Source organism: Bradyrhizobium sp. HKCCYLRH3073, assembly GCF_051167995.1.
Classification (GTDB): Bacteria; Pseudomonadota; Alphaproteobacteria; order Rhizobiales; family Xanthobacteraceae; genus Bradyrhizobium.
Window position 1 is genome coordinate 111,121 of record NZ_JBNPUD010000014.1, and the last position, 15,007, is coordinate 126,127.

9 protein-coding genes are annotated in these 15,007 nt (G+C 64.9%); 3 read left to right on the top strand and 6 right to left on the bottom strand.

Going from position 1 to position 15,007, the window contains the following annotated elements; translation table 11 throughout:
* The first annotated feature begins 338 nt into the window (after positions 1–338).
* Positions 339–2,291 (top strand): 4-alpha-glucanotransferase, encoded by a 1,953-nt coding sequence (gene malQ / locus ACQR1X_RS27010; RefSeq protein ID WP_434899976.1) that lies wholly within the window; start codon positions 339–341, stop codon positions 2,289–2,291.
* Between the two features lie 39 nt (positions 2,292–2,330).
* Entirely contained in the window at positions 2,331–4,142 is a 1,812-nt protein-coding gene (locus ACQR1X_RS27015; RefSeq protein ID WP_434899977.1) for a glycoside hydrolase family 15 protein, read from the top strand.
* Between the two features lie 23 nt (positions 4,143–4,165).
* Here the strand turns inward: ACQR1X_RS27015 and ACQR1X_RS27020 are convergent, their stop codons facing one another.
* Genes ACQR1X_RS27020 through ACQR1X_RS27045 form a run of 6 tightly spaced genes read right to left on the bottom strand, consistent with a single transcriptional unit; the run spans position 4,166 to position 11,685 of the window.
* On the bottom strand, positions 4,166–4,978 hold the full coding sequence (locus ACQR1X_RS27020; RefSeq protein ID WP_316239230.1) for an HAD family hydrolase: 813 nt from the start codon (positions 4,976–4,978) through the stop codon (positions 4,166–4,168).
* Positions 4,979–4,997: 19 nt separating this feature from the next.
* On the bottom strand, positions 4,998–5,528 hold the full coding sequence (locus ACQR1X_RS27025) for a gluconokinase (RefSeq protein ID WP_316217658.1): 531 nt from the start codon (positions 5,526–5,528) through the stop codon (positions 4,998–5,000).
* Positions 5,515–6,264, bottom strand: a complete 750-nt coding sequence (pgl, locus tag ACQR1X_RS27030) for a 6-phosphogluconolactonase (protein WP_316177740.1) — start codon at positions 6,262–6,264, stop codon at positions 5,515–5,517. Before pgl ends, ACQR1X_RS27025 begins: the two co-directional genes overlap by 14 nt.
* Positions 6,265–6,266: 2 nt before the next feature.
* Complete coding sequence (gene zwf / locus ACQR1X_RS27035; RefSeq protein ID WP_434899978.1) at positions 6,267–7,790, bottom strand: glucose-6-phosphate dehydrogenase; 1,524 nt, start codon at positions 7,788–7,790, stop codon at positions 6,267–6,269.
* Entirely contained in the window at positions 7,787–8,824 is a 1,038-nt protein-coding gene (gene gnd / locus ACQR1X_RS27040; protein WP_316217657.1) for a phosphogluconate dehydrogenase (NAD(+)-dependent, decarboxylating), read from the bottom strand. The genes zwf and gnd overlap by 4 nt, the downstream gene beginning before the upstream one ends.
* A 14-nt stretch (positions 8,825–8,838) precedes the next feature.
* A complete protein-coding gene (locus ACQR1X_RS27045) occupies positions 8,839–11,685 on the bottom strand; it encodes a bifunctional transaldolase/phosoglucose isomerase (protein WP_434899979.1) in 2,847 nt (948 codons plus the stop codon).
* Positions 11,686–12,850: 1,165 nt separating this feature from the next.
* Between ACQR1X_RS27045 and ACQR1X_RS27050 the strand changes: the two genes are divergently transcribed.
* Complete coding sequence (locus ACQR1X_RS27050) at positions 12,851–14,794, top strand: PrkA family serine protein kinase (protein WP_316177748.1); 1,944 nt, start codon at positions 12,851–12,853, stop codon at positions 14,792–14,794.
* Positions 14,795–15,007 lie beyond the last annotated feature (213 nt).

The following is a 15,007-nucleotide window of genomic DNA, read 5'->3' on the forward strand; positions in this document are numbered from 1 at the left end:
AGAGAGGATGATGATGCGGCTGCGATCGGAGGCGTCTCGAAAGATGTCTCGGCCTCGACAGATGCGGCTCTCCTCAAAAGAGGGCAGAATAGGGGAGAAAGCGTCTTTGAGGGCGACGCTCTCGAACGTGTGCGCAAATTTGTTCACGGTGATGCCATTGACAAGAAAACGGCGTCCCGGTTCGCTAGAAACCGAGACGACCCCCTTACAAAGCGGCAAGGCTCGTTTTGTTCCCCGGGGAACGACGGCCTTGGCGCGGCGTTAGAGGCTTATCCTCTTGCTGTCCCACAACAATTTTACGACGTACGACTTGCCGTTACGTCCAGATCGCGTGCCGAATGGATCTCTACAGCGAAGCCCATAGTCTCGGAATCCTGACAGAATTCTACGATGGTCAGGGGCAGCGTCGCGTCACCGACGAAGCGGCACTCAAGATCATCGTGGAGGCCTTTCCCAGGCCCACGCCGCACCGGCTGCTGAGCGGTGCGATCGTGATTCGGTCCGGCCAGCCGGCGCGAAGCCGCCTGAACGAGGCGGCGAAGCTGCCGGTCAGGTGGACCATCAGGCGTGGCGACACCGAGATCGCAAAGGGAGACGCCGGCGAGGCCCTGGTCGAGTGGCCGGGTGATCTGCCGGTCGGCAGCTACCGCCTCGAGCTGGTGGATGCGTCATCCTACCGCGAGGAGCTGCCGCTGCTGGTCGCGCCGGCGAAGGCCTTCGCCGGCGATTTCGACCGCGTCTGGCTGCTGGCGGTCCAACTCTATGGCATCCGCTCGGCCCGCAACTGGGGCATGGGCGACTTCACCGACCTTGCCAATCTCATCACGCTTTGCGCCAAGCTCGGCGCCGATGGTGTCGGGCTCAATCCGCTGCACGCGTTGTTCGACGACCGGCCGGGTGACTTCAGTCCCTATGCACCGAACAGCCGGCTGTTCCTGAATGCGCTCTATGTCGATGTGGAGCAGGCGCCGGGCTTTGCGAAGGGGCCCGGCAGCAAGGTGCTGGAGCCGCTGCGACAAGCCGAGCTGGTGGACTACAAGGGTGTGGCGGCGTTGAAATGGCCGACCCTGCGCGCCGCCTTCGACGCCTTCATGGCCGCGCCCGACGCCGCGGCCGCTGCGGAGTTCAAGGCCTATCGGGCCGAGCGCGGCGAGCTGCTGGCGCGCTTCTCCTGCTTCGAGGTGTTGCGGCATCGCTTCCAGAAGCCCTGGTGGGACTGGCCTGAGGAGTGGCGGCGGCCCGATGCCGCGCGCTGCGCGGCGCTGCTCAGCGGCCCCGACCGGAGGGAGGCCGAGTTCATCGCCTATGTGCAGTGGCTCGCCGAGCGACAATTGCGCCATTGCCGGGATCTCGCGCATCGGCTGGGAATGAAGGTCGGCTTGTATCTCGACGTCGCAGTCGGCGTTCAATCCGACGGCTTCGATGCCTGGAACGAGCAGGGCGCCATCTCGCGCACGCTGTCGGTCGGAGCGCCGCCCGATCCGTTGAACACGGTCGGGCAGAACTGGGGATTGGCCGGCTTCAACGCGCCGGGGCTGGCGCTGAGGAATTTCGAGCCGTTCCGGGAGATGATCAGGGCGTCGATGCGCCATGCCGGCGCGATCCGGCTCGATCACGTGCTCGGTTTGAAGCGGCTCTATCTGGTGCCGCACGGATTTCCGGCCAAGCAGGGCGCGTATGTGCAGATGCCGTTCGATGCGCTGCTCGCCGCGACCGTCATCGAGAGCGTGGCCAACGACTGCATCGTCATCGGCGAGGATCTCGGCACCGTGCCTGAAGGCTTTCGCGAGCAGATGGCCGATTGGGGACTGTGGTCCTACAAGGTGATGATCTTCGAACGCGACGACAACGGCCGCTTTCGCGACGTTGACTTCTATCCGCCGAATGCGCTGGTGACGCTGAACACCCACGACCTCTCGACCTATGCCGGCTGGCGCTCGTTCGGCGATCTCAAGACCAAACGCGGGCTGGGCATCGATCCCGGCGAAAGCGACCAGGATCGCTGGGACGCCTTGGGGCTGTGGGACGAGGTGCTGCGCCACAACGGCATTCAGGCCAACGACGTCCACTCGGCGATCGCCTTCCTGTCGCGGACACGGTCGCGGCTGCTGGTGATTTCCCTGGAGGATCTGCTGCAGGTGGTCGATCAGCCCAATATTCCCGGCACGATCGACGAGCATCCGAACTGGCGCCGCAAGATGCCGGTCAAGCTCGAGGACATCACGGGTGCGACCAGCGTCGCGGCGTTGAAGGCGGCGACCGCCGAACGGATCAGCCCGGCCGGCGTTTAGAATGCGGGGATCGAGGGGGCAATTGCACGCGGATGCCGAATGTCCTGCAGGATCGAAGACTACGCGCTGATCGGTGATTGTGAGACGGCTGCCCTCGTAAGCCGAAACGGTTCGATCGACTGGCTGTGCTGGCCGGCGTTCGATTCCGACGCCTGTTTCGCTTCCCTGCTGGGCGATCGCAGCCATGGCCGCTGGCTGATCGCGCCACGCGGCGATATCCGCTCGACGTCCCGCCGCTATCGTGGCGACAGCCTCATCCTCGAGACGCGGTACGAAACCGCGACCGGCACCGTCGAGCTGGTCGATTTCATGCCGCCGCGGGGCAGCGCCTCCGACGTCGTCCGGCTGGTCCGCGGCGTCGCCGGCCGGGTCGCCATGCGGATGGAGCTGATCATCCGTTTCGGCTTCGGCATCGAGATTCCCTGGGTCAAGCGCTCCGAGGATCGCTCCGCGCTGCTTGCCATCTGCGGCCAGGACATGGCGGTGCTGCATACGCCGATCGCCACCCGCGGCGAGGACATGACCACGGTTGCGGAGTTCGAGGTCGCGGCCAGCGACACCGTGCCGTTCGTGCTGACCTACGGTCCCTCGCATCTACCGGTGCCCAAAGCGATCGATCCGCTTCAGGCGCTTGATGACACCGAGACCTTCTGGGCCGACTGGTCGCGCCGCTGCACCTATCAGGGCGAGCACCGCGAACTCGTGATGCGCTCGCTGATCACCCTGAAGGCGCTCACCTATGCGCCGACCGGCGGCATCGTCGCGGCGCCGACCACGTCGCTGCCGGAGAAGCTCGGCGGCCGGCGCAACTGGGACTATCGTTTCTGCTGGCTGCGTGACGCGACGTTCACGCTGCTCGCGCTGATGAACTCGGGCTACACCGAGGAAGCGCTGGCCTGGCACAACTGGCTGCTGCGCGCCGCCGCCGGCGCACCGGCCTATATGCAGATCATGTACGGCATCATGGGCCAGCGGCGGCTGATGGAGTGGGAGGCCGAGTGGCTGCCCGGCTACGAAGGCGCCCGGCCGGTGCGGATCGGCAACGCCGCGCACGCCCAGCTCCAGCTCGACGTCTACGGCGAGCTGATGGACGCCTTCCACCAGGCCCGCATGACCAGGCTCAAGCTGGAAGACGGCACATGGGACCTGGAATGCGCGGTGCTCGATCATCTCACCGACGTCTGGGACCAGCCCGACCACGGCATATGGGAACGCCGCGGCGACGGCCGTCACTACGTGTTTTCCAAGGTGATGACCTGGGTGGCGTTCGATCGCGCGATCAAGAGCGCGGAGAAATTCGGGTTCAAGGCGCCGCTGGAGCGCTGGCGGCGGCTGCGCGAGACCATTCATCGCGACGTCTGCGCCAAGGGTTATGACGAAAGCCTCGGCAGCTTCGTCGAGTCCTATGGCTCGCGGTTGCTCGATGCCAGCCTGCTGCTGTTGCCGGCGGTCGGCTTCCTCCCCAGCTCCGATTCGCGCATTCGCGGCACGGTGGACGCGATCGAACAGCATTTACTACGGGACGGCTTCGTGCTCCGGCACGATCCGCGCGATGTCCCTCCGGACGAGCAGCAGCCGATCGAAGGCGCGTTCCTTGCCTGCACGCTGTGGCTGGCCGACGCCCATGTCCTGGCGGGCGATACGGAAAAGGCCGAGACGCTGTTCCGCCGCGTGGTGAACATCGCCAACGATGTCGGACTGCTGGCCGAGGAGTACGACAGCGAGGCCCGGCGGCAGACCGGCAATTTTCCCCAGGCGCTGACGCATATCGCGCTGATCAACACGGCGCAGAATCTGAGCAGCGCCAGGAAGGCCAGCGACAAACCCGCAAGGCAGCGGTCGGAGGCCTGAGCTCCCGCACGTCAGCTTGCGGATCAGCCTTGCGCGTTTTCCGCCAGGATCATCTCCATGGCATTGGCAAAGCCTTCGTCCTGATTGGACGTGGTGATGCGCTTGGCTTTGCTCTTCACCTCGTCACTGGCATTGCCCATGGCGATCGACAATCCGCTCACCTCGAACATCGCGACATCATTGTGCATGTCGCCGATGGTCGCGACTTGGTCGAGCGGGATACCGAGCCGCTGAGCCATCGCGCTGACGAAGGTGCCCTTGTCATGTCCGGGCGGAGTGATGTCGAGATAGTAGCTCTGCGAGCGCACCGCTGTCGCTTCCGCGCCCAATGCCTGCTGCATCTGGCTCTCGCAGCCCGCCAGCAGCGCGAAATCGCTGCTCGCGCCGACGATCTTGCAGGCGTTCGCCAGATAGGGCGAGAAATCGCCGACGATCGTCGGCTCCGCGCGTATCGCGCGCCGCTCGTTCGGGACGTACTCACCGTCCGGATTGCGCGTCACCCAGGCGTCGTTGGTGAAGACCCAGATGTCGACGCCGGCTTGATGCAGCAGGTCGACGCAGCGTGCGGCGGCCGCGGGCGGGATCAGGCTCTGCTCGAGCGGGCGCATGGCGGCGTCGACGATTGAGCTGCCGTTGAACGGCCCCACCGGAAGGCTGATCTGCAGCGGCTCGATCAGAAAGCGCATTCCGATCGCGGGGCGGCTCGAGGTGAGCGTGAAGCCAACGCCGGATTCGTGCAGCCGCCGCGCCGCCTTCGCGGCCCGTTCGGTCAGAACCTTGTCCTTGGTCAGCAGCGTGCCGTCGACGTCGGATACGACGAGAGCGATGCGGGTCATGAGCCCTTCCTGTTTGCGGTCAGGCTCGTCCCTGACCGCTGTGAAGCTGTTGCAGGATGTCGTCCACGATCGCCGCGACCGGCGCGTCGACCGAGACCGTGATGGGATGCTCGGGGGCGCCAGGCGGTTCCAGGGTGGCGAACTGGCTGGTGAGCAGGCCCGGCGGCATGAAGTGCCCGGCGCGATGCTTCATCCGCTCGCCGATCAGCTCCTGAGTGCCTTGGAGATAGACCATGCGGACATCGTCGCGGCCGCCGACCAGGATATCGCGATAGGCCTTCTTGAGCGCCGAGCAGGCGATGATGATGTGCTGGCCCGCGCTGCGGCATTGGGCGATCTCCGTGGCAATGGCATGCAGCCAGGGCCAGCGATCCTCGTCGGTGAGCGGGTGGCCCGCGCTCATCTTGGCGACGTTCGCGGGCGGGTGAAAGCTGTCGCCATCCTCGAAGCGCCAGCCGAGGCGTTGGCCCAATGCTTGCCCGATCGTGCTCTTGCCGGAGCCGGAGACGCCCATGATAATGAGCGCATGGGGCAGGTCAGATGTCGCCACTTTGCCTCTCCGGCCAGGCCTCGCTGTCGATCAGCAGGATCGTCTCCCGAATCGAGCGGGCGCGATTGGCGGGCAGGTCTTCGCCGGCCAGCACGCGCGTCATGATCGCGCGCTTGTCGGCGCCGGCGACCTCGAACAGCATGGTTCGGCAGGAGGCGAGCGCAGGCAAGGTCAGGCTGATCCGCGGCACGAAGGGTGCGACGTGAGCCTTGTCGACGCCGACAACCCAGCGATCGGCGATATCAACAGCGGGAAAGCCGGGGAATAGCGACGCGACATGGCCGTCGGAACCGATTCCGAGCAGCACGAGGTCGAACAGCGGCCGCGCAGAGTCGAGCCGCGCGGCGCCGTAGAACGCTTCCAGCGCGCGCTGATAGTCGCAGGCACTGGCCTCCGGGTCCGATCTATCGGTCGCGATCGGGTGGATGTTGGCGGCCGGCGCGCAGGCATCGAGGAACGCGTGGCACGCCATGGTCATGTTGTGCAGGGGATCGCCGGGCGGAACATATCGTTCGTCACCGATGAACCAGTGCACGCGCGTCCAGGGAATCCGCTCGCGATACGCGTCCGTCGCCAGCAGCTGATAGAGCTGCTTCGGGCTCGATCCCCCGGTGAGGCAAACGGCTATCGTCGCCGGATTGGCATCGATCCGGGCCAGGAGATGTTCGGCCGCGACCCTCGCCATCGTCGCCCGGTCGGCGACGCGCACGAGGTTGCAGTCCTGCGGTCCGACCACGGCTAAACCAGCTTGCGCCAGCTGCGGCCGTCGCGGGCCAGCAGATCGGCCGCCGCCTCAGGTCCCTCGCTGCCGGCCGCGTAGGAATGCAGGCCATCGCGGCCGGCCTTCTTCCAGGCCTCGATGAATGGCTCGACGGCCTTCCAGCCGGCCTCGACGCTGTCGGCGCGCTGAAACAGGATGTTGTCGCCGATCATGCAGTCATAGATCAGCGTCTCGTAGCCGGTGGCGGGCTCGGCCTGGAAATAGTCCTTGTAGTTGAACTTCATCTGCACGCCGTCGGTGCGGATGGTCGGCCCCGGGATCTTGGTGTTGAACTGCAAGGTGATGCTCTGGGTCGGCTCGATGCCGATGACGAGATAGTTCTCGGCCAGGGTCTCGATCGGGGTGCAGCTGAACATCGCGAACGGCGCCTGGCGGAACTTGATCGCGACCTCGGTGCGCTTGGCGCCGAGCGCCTTGCCGGTGCGCAGATAAAACGGTACGCCGGCCCAGCGCCAATTATCGATGGTGAGCTTGAAGGCCGCGTAGGTCTCGGTGGTGCTGTCGGGGCGAACGTCCTTGCTCCTCACATAATCCGGCAGCTCGGCGTCGCCAATCATGCCGGCCGTGTACTGGCCGCGCACCGAGTTGAGCAGCGCCTCCCGTTCGCTCAATGGCTGGATCGCCGACAGCACCTCCGCCTTCTCGGAGCGGACGGTATGCGCATCGAACCGCGCCGGCGGCTCCATCGCCACCAGCGAGAGCAACTGGAAGAGATGGTTGGGGACCATGTCGCGCAGCGCGCCGGTCGCGTCGTAGAAGCTGCCGCGCGTGCCGACGCCGAGCTTCTCCTCGACGGTGATCTGAACGTGGTCGATGTGATGCCTGTTCCAGATCGGCTCGAACATGCCGTTGGCGAAGCGCAGCACCAGGATGTTCTGCACCGTCTCCTTGCCGAGGTAATGATCGATCCGGTAGATCTGGTGCTCGGTTACGAGCTGCAGCAGCGTGTCGTTCAGTTTCTTGGCCGAGGCGAGATCGGTGCCGAACGGCTTCTCCACCACGAGGCGGCGCCAGGCCTTGCCGTCCTCGCGAAGCAGCCCGACGCGCCCGAGCTGTTGCGCGATCGGCGCAAAGGCGCTCGGCGGCGTCGCCAGGTAGAACAGCCGGTTGCCGTGGGTCTCGCGCGCGGCCTCGAGCTTTTCCAGTCGCTCCTTCAATTGATCGAAGCTGTCCGGCTCCTTCGGATCGGCCTCGATCGCGGTCACGCATTGCAGCAGGCGCTGCGCGATCTCGTCCTCGATTGGGCGTGTGGCGTATTTGCGCAGGCCCTCCATGAGATTGTCGCGCAGTTGCTCGCTCGACATGCCCTTGCGGGCGATGCCGACGATGCAGAACCGGTCCGGCAGCAGATGATTGGCCGCGAGATTGTAGAGCGATGGCAAGACGAGCCGATGGGTCAGATCGCCGGTCACACCGAAGATCACGAAGGCGCAGGCGTCGGGCTTCTGATGTCGCGGCTGGTGCGGATACAGCGGGGTCACGCGCGGTCGTCCCTGGGCTTGACGATCCCAGGCGCGCTCTGGCGCGCCGGATCTGGGTGCTGTTCGGGCTCCTTGTGCCCACCAAAGCCTTCGCGCATCGCCGAGAGAATCTTCTCAGCGAAGGTGTGCTCCTGGCGCGAGCGGAAACGCGCGAACAAAGCGGCCGTCAGCACCTCGGCCGGCACGGCCTCGTCGATCGCCGCGTTCACGGTCCAGCGGCCTTCGCCGGAATCCTCGACATAGCCGGAATATTTCTCCAGGCCGGGCTGCCGCGCCAGCGCGCTGGCGGTGAGGTCGAGCAGCCAGGACGGAATGACGCTGCCGCGGCGCCACACCTCGGCGACGTCAGCGAGATCGAAGTCGAAGCGATGTGCCTCGGGCAGCGCCTCGCTGTTCGCGTTCCTGAGGATGTCGAAGCCCTCGGCATAGGCCTGCATCAGGCCATATTCGATGCCGTTGTGGATCATCTTGACGAAGTGGCCGGCGCCAGTCGGCCCGGCATGGATGTAGCCCTGCTCGACGCGCGGGTCGCGGCCGTCCCGGCCCGGTGTGCGCGGGATGTCGCCGATGCCTGGCGCCAGCGTCGCGAAGATCGGATCGAGCCGGTCGACGACCGGCTTGTCGCCGCCGATCATCATGCAGTAGCCCCGGTCAAGGCCCCAGACTCCGCCGGAGGTGCCGACGTCGACATAGTGCAGACCGCGCTCCCTCAGCGCCTTGCCGCGGCGGACGTCGTCCTGCCAGAAACTGTTGCCGCCGTCGATGACGACGTCGTCTTGGCTCATCAGCTTGGTGAGCTGCTCGACGGTGGCTTCCGTGATCTTGCCGGCCGGCAGCATGATCCAGGCGTGCCGCGGGGGAGCGAGCTTGCCGACGAATTCCTCAAGGCTCGCGGCGCCCACCGCACCCTCGGAGACCAGCGCAGCGACCGCCTTTGCGTCGCGATCATAGACCACGCAGGCGTGTCCCGCGCGCATCAGGCGGCGCACGATGTTGCCGCCCATCCGCCCGAGACCGATCATTCCCAATTGCATCGACGACGCCCTTCCTAGCTCAGCGCTTCACTGATCGCGCTGTCGAGCATCTTCAGGCCCGATTTCAGATTGCCCTTGAGATGGACCCGAAGAGCCCGGCGCCCGCGCTCGGTGAGCACGTCGAAATCGCCGCGCGCCTGCGCCGCCTTGATCACGCCGAAGCTCGCCTTCTGCCCGGGGATGGGCAGATCCTCGGCGTCGTCAGCCGTGATCTGGAGAAACACGCCGCTGTCCGGACCGCCCTTGTAGGCCTGGCCGGTCGAGTGCAGGAAGCGCGGACCGAACTCGGCGCAGGTGGCGAGGTGCTTGGCATCGCGCAGCCTCAGCCGGATCCGCTGTAGCGTGTCGATATTGCCGGCGTTGCGGTCGACATAGCCGAGCAGGGCGATGTAGTCGCCGGCGCCGGCGCGGCCGAGATGCGCCTTCAGCCAGGACGCGAGCGTGCCGTCGGCGCCATGCTCGCGCAGGCTCTCGGCGTTCTGAGCATCGGTGTAGAGCTCGCAGCCCTTGATCGATGCAACCGGCTGCTCCGCCGGCAGCGCGCCGCTCTGCTCGAACGCCGCCGTCAGCTCGCGGGTCTTGATCTTGGCGGCTTCGACGTCGGGCTGGTCGAACGGGTTGATGCCGAGCACGGCGCCGGCGACGGCGGTCGCCATCTCGAAGCGGAAGAATTCCTGCCCGAGCTGGTCGATCGACGTCATGACGATGCGCACGACCGGATGGCCGGCCTCCTCGAGCGCGGCGAGCTTCGCATCATGGCCGGTCACGTCGTCGCCGTCGACCTTGATATCGATGAAGAAGCGGTCGCTGCCATAAAGCTCAGGCGACGCCACCGGTTCGCCCTCGATCGGGACCAGGCCCTTCCCCTCCTTGCCCGTGGACTCCGCGATCAACTGCTCGGCCCAGGCGCCGAAATCGGCGATCTTGGGCGAGGCGAAGATCGTCACCTTGTCGCGGCCTTCGAGGCCGGCAAGACCCATTGCCAGACCGAGCTGCACGCCCGGGTTCTGGAGCGGCGGCACGTCGGGCCCGCAGGAGCGCACCATCGACAGCGCCTGCGTGATCAGCTTGCGCACGTCGATGCCCGCGGTGGCGGCCGGCACCAGGCCGAACGGCGACAGCACCGAATAGCGGCCGCCGATGGTCGTCTCGCCGTGGAAGATGCGGGCGAAGCCTTGCGCCTTGGCCGCCTTCTCCAGCGACGAGCCGGGATCGGTGACGGCAATGAAGCGATGGCCGGCCTTGTTCGGCCCGATCGCCTCGGACACGCGCGCGAAGAAATAGTCCTTCATCGCGTTCGGCTCGGTGGTGCCGCCCGACTTCGAGGAGACGATGAACACGGTCCTGGCGATGTCGATCGCCTTCTCCATCGCGCGCACCTGCGCCGGATCGGTGGAGTCCAGCACGTGCAGCCTGGGGAAGCCGGCCTTGCGCGGGAACGTCTCGGCCAGCACCTCCGGTCCGAGGCTGGAGCCGCCCATGCCCAGCACCACAGCATCAGAGAATTTCTGTCCCTTCACGCGCTGGGCGTAGTCTTCGTAGTCGGCGATATCGGCCTTGTCAGCGCTGGCGAGCCAGCCCAGCCATTTGTGCTCGTCATGGCCGGTCCAGACCGTTGCATCCTTGTGCCAGAGCCGGCGGATCCTGGCGTCCTTGCGCCAGTCCTCGGTAGCGGAGGCGACCTTCTTCTCCAGATCAGCAGCAATGGCGATCGTCTGCTGCCCAAGTCCTGCTCCCAGCACGACGGCGCGCTTGTGCGCAACCGCGCCGTAGAGCTTGTCGGCGGCGTCCGCGAACTGCTTGACGCCGTCGACCACGAGATCCGCGGTGATGTCGTCGAGGGATATGCCGGTCTTCGCCAGATCCTCCAGGGCGGCCCGGGCGGCGTCGACGTCTTCCTCCAGACTGTCGCGCACCTCTCCGTGATCGCGGAAGGCATCCAGCGTGGCCGGCGGCACGGTGTTGACGGTGTTCGGTCCGATCAGCTCCTCGACATAGAGGACGTCGCGGTAATCCTTGTTCTTGGTGCCGGTGGAGGCCCAGAGCAGTCGTTGCGGCTTGGCGCCGTGCGCGGCCAGCCGCTCCCAGCGCGCGCCGGCGAACAGCCGCTTGTAGTCCTGATACGCCATCTTGGCGTTGGCGATGGCGATCCTGCCCTTGAGCGCGGCCAGCCGCTCCTTCTCCGAGGGATCGTTGGCCTGGGCGATCTTCGCGTCGAGCTGCTTGTCGACCACGCTGTCGATGCGGCTGACGAAGAACGACGCCACGCTGGCAACATGCGACGGATCACCGCCGGCGGCGACATAGGCTTCGAGGCCGGCAATGTAGGCTTCGGCGACCTGCCGGTAGACTTCTTGCGAAAACAGCAAGGTGATGTTGACGCTGATGCCCTTGGCGATCAGGTGCTGGATGGCCGGCAGGCAGGCGTCGGTCGCCGGCACCTTGATCATCAGATTCCTGCGGTCGACCGCCTTCCAGAGCTGCTCTGCCTCGGTGATGGTCGCTTTGCTGTCCATCGCCAGATAGGGCGAGACTTCGAGGCTGACGAAGCCGTCATTGCCATCGAAGCGGTCGTAGACGGGCCGCAACACGTCGGCGGCATTCTGGATGTCCTCGACGGCGACGGCCTCGAACAGCTGCGTCGGCGATCGATCGCCGTTCTTCAGCGCCGCGGCGATCGGCGCGTCATATTCATCGGAGCTGCCAATCGCCTTCTCGAAAATCGCGGGATTCGAGGTGACGCCCTTGACGCCATCCTCATCGATCAGCCGCTTGAGGTCGCCCCTGGCGACGAAGCCGCGTGCGAGGAAATCGAGCCAGACGGCCTGGCCGTGTTCTTCGAGAGCTTTGACCGGATTCATGATGCCTATCTATGTGCGTCGGCTTGCTTTTTCGGGTTCCCGCCTGGCGGCCTGCCAGATCGTGGACCTCACATGAACAACTATGCGCCAGCCCACAGGAGAACGCCATTCATAATGGATTGATCCCTCTGGAATCCCAAGAGCTTCGTACCGGGTGCGACGTGCCGGCGGCGTGCGCTCGGCGGGAGACTTGCAGGCACTCTGAAGCAGGCACTCTGAAGCAGGCAGTCTGAAGCCTGCGGCCGGCCGTTCGACCAAGGCGGGGGAAAGGCCCGCCAAGCGCGGCCGGTGTTCGGCTCGCGTCGGTCTATGCGGCTCCCGCGCCGGAGGTCTCCCATCGTGGGCGAGCAAATGCCGCCGATCAAACCTTCTCCGCCTTGCAATGCTGGAAAGGGGCCACATGTGTTCTGGGTAATGGTGCCTCACGTCACAGATCAAGGCGAGCGTGTTGCGATTGTCGCCTCGGCTGCGCCTCGTGATTGGCGGATAACCCATGATGCTTTCTGCTTGCAGACATTCGGTGGCGAGCCGCACCCTGATCATGGCAATGATCAGCATCGAGTGATCCGTCCGGCTTCGGCGGTGCGTTGCGTCACGACATTCGGTTCTAGCGGTGAACATGTGTGCGGATGGCGCTGTGAGATGCGCGCGTTCATCGCTCGCCGGGTCATGATGACATCGTATGAGCGCCGGCCGACGCGCTTGCAGCTTGGCTGTGTCTGTTTGACCAGCCGTGGCTGGCGCGCATCACGTCGCGCCACGAATGAGACATTCGCTGCCCGGCGCAGATGCGCGACGATTGGCGTTCACTCGCGGTTCACTTCCGGAAGGGAGACTGATTGCGGAGCTGTCACGCCACCAGTTCACGTGGCTTCACAACACCTTGTGCGGCGCAGGAAGACTACGGTGCCGGGGTATTGCGGATGTTGCGAAGCAGAGACAATGAGGTACAAATGGGGAGAGTCGGCCGGCTTTTGCCGAACTATTGAGCGAAGTGCATGTTGATAGGGCATATGCTGCATGCACTTTGCGTTGCGGAAAAGGACGAAGACGGTGCCCAATGGGGGCTAGCGCGCTTCACTCTGAGTCGGTTCGGGATCAGCAGGAACGTACTTAGATCTCGGCCCGTTGCAGCAGTGCGGCGGAACCTACGTGGAGAGGGATCATGTACAACGATTCGTTGTTCAACGCGTTCGCAAGGTCGTTCGAGGCACGCAGCCAGACCGACATGTCGATGCAGGAATATCTAGAATCGTGTCGAACCGACCCGATGCGATACGCGAACGCCGCTGAACGACTACTAGCTGCGATCGGTGAGCCTCAGATGATCGACACGGCCAAGGACCCACGCCTTGGCCGTATTTTTTTGAACCGGACGGTTCGGCTGTATCCCGCGTTCGCCGGCTTCTATGGCATGGAAGACACGATCGAGCGCATCGTCGGCTTCTTCCGCCACGCCGCGCAAGGTCTCGAAGAGCGCAAGCAGATCCTCTATCTGCTCGGACCGGTCGGCGGCGGCAAGTCGTCGCTCGCCGAACGGCTGAAGCAGTTGATGGAAGCTCATCCGATCTACGTGCTCAAGGCCGGTGATGAGCTGAGCCCGGTCTTCGAATCGCCGCTCGGCCTGTTCGATCCCGACACGCTGGGCCCGATGCTCGAGGAGAAATACGGCATTCCGCGCCGCCGTCTATCCGGTTTGATGAGCCCGTGGTGCTACAAGCGACTCGAAGCCTTCGGCGGCGACATCTCGCAGTTCCGCGTCGCCAAGATCCAGCCGTCGCGGCTGCGGCAGATCGCGATCGCCAAGACCGAACCGGGCGACGAGAACAACCAGGACATCTCCTCGCTGGTCGGCAAGGTCGACATCCGCAAGCTCGAAACCTACGCCCAGAACGATCCCGACGCCTACTCCTATTCGGGCGGCCTCAACCGCGCCAACCAGGGCATCCTCGAATTCGTCGAGATGTTCAAGGCGCCGATCAAGATGCTGCATCCGCTGCTGACGGCGACGCAGGAGGGCAACTATATCGGCACCGAGAACATCGGCGCGATCCCCTATAATGGCGTGATCCTCGCCCATTCCAACGAGGCGGAGTGGCAGAGCTTCAAGACCAACAAGAACAACGAGGCCTTCATCGACCGCATCTGCGTCATCAAGGTGCCGTACTGCCTGCGCGTCACCGAGGAGCGCAAGATCTACGAGAAGCTGATCCAGGGCTCCGAGCTCGCCACCGCGCCCTGCGCGCCGGCGACCTTGGACACGCTGGCTCGTTTTTCGGTGATGTCGCGCCTGCGCAAGCACGAGAACTCGACCTTGTACGCCAAGATGCGGGTCTATGACGGCGAGAGCCTGAAGGAGTCCGATCCGAAGGCGCGCAGCGTGCAGGAATATCGCGACGCCGCCGGCGTCGACGAGGGCATGGACGGCATTTCCACCCGCTTTGCCTTCAAGGTCCTGGCCGCGACCTACAATCACGACACGTCGGAAGTGTCTGCCGATGCCGTGCACTTGATGTATGTGCTGGAGCAGTCGATCAAGCGCGAGCAACTGCCCGAGGAGGTCGAGAAGCGCTACCTCGAATTCATCAAGGCGGACCTCGCGCCGCGCTACGCCGAGTTCATCGGCCACGAGATCCAGAAGGCGTATCTGGAATCCTACTCCGATTACGGCCAGAACCTGTTCGACCGCTACGTCGACTACGCCGACGCCTGGATCGAGGATCAGGACTTCAAGGATCCCGATACGGGACAGCTGCTCAATCGCGAGCTGTTGAACCAGGAGCTGACCAAGATCGAGAAGCCGGCCGGGATCGCCAACCCGAAGGACTTCCGCAACGAGGTTGTCAAGTTCTCGCTGCGCTCCCGGGCCCAGAACGGCGGAAAAAATCCGTCCTGGACCTCCTACGAAAAGATCCGCGAGGTCATCGAAAAGAGGATATTCTCGCAGGTCGAGGATCTGCTTCCGGTGATCTCGTTCGGGACCAAGAAGGACGGCGAGACCGAGAAGAAGCACGACGACTTCGTCGCGCGCATGGTCGAACGCGGCTACACCGAGCGGCAGGTCCGCCGGCTGGTCGAGTGGTACATGCGGGTGAAGCAGGCAGGTTGATCGCGGTCCGGCGCCGATGTTCACTGCATGTGCTGCAGGCCATCGGCGGATGTTGGCGCCGGGACAACGAGGCGAGCGGAACGTTCGACGCTGAACTTTGATGGGACGCGTCGGGCAGCGAATGATGCGGGTCCGGTATCGGGTCTGATACTGCACCGCGGCATCGCGGCGGGGGAGAGCAGGAGTCGAAACCGCTGCAGCAGGAGGCGTATG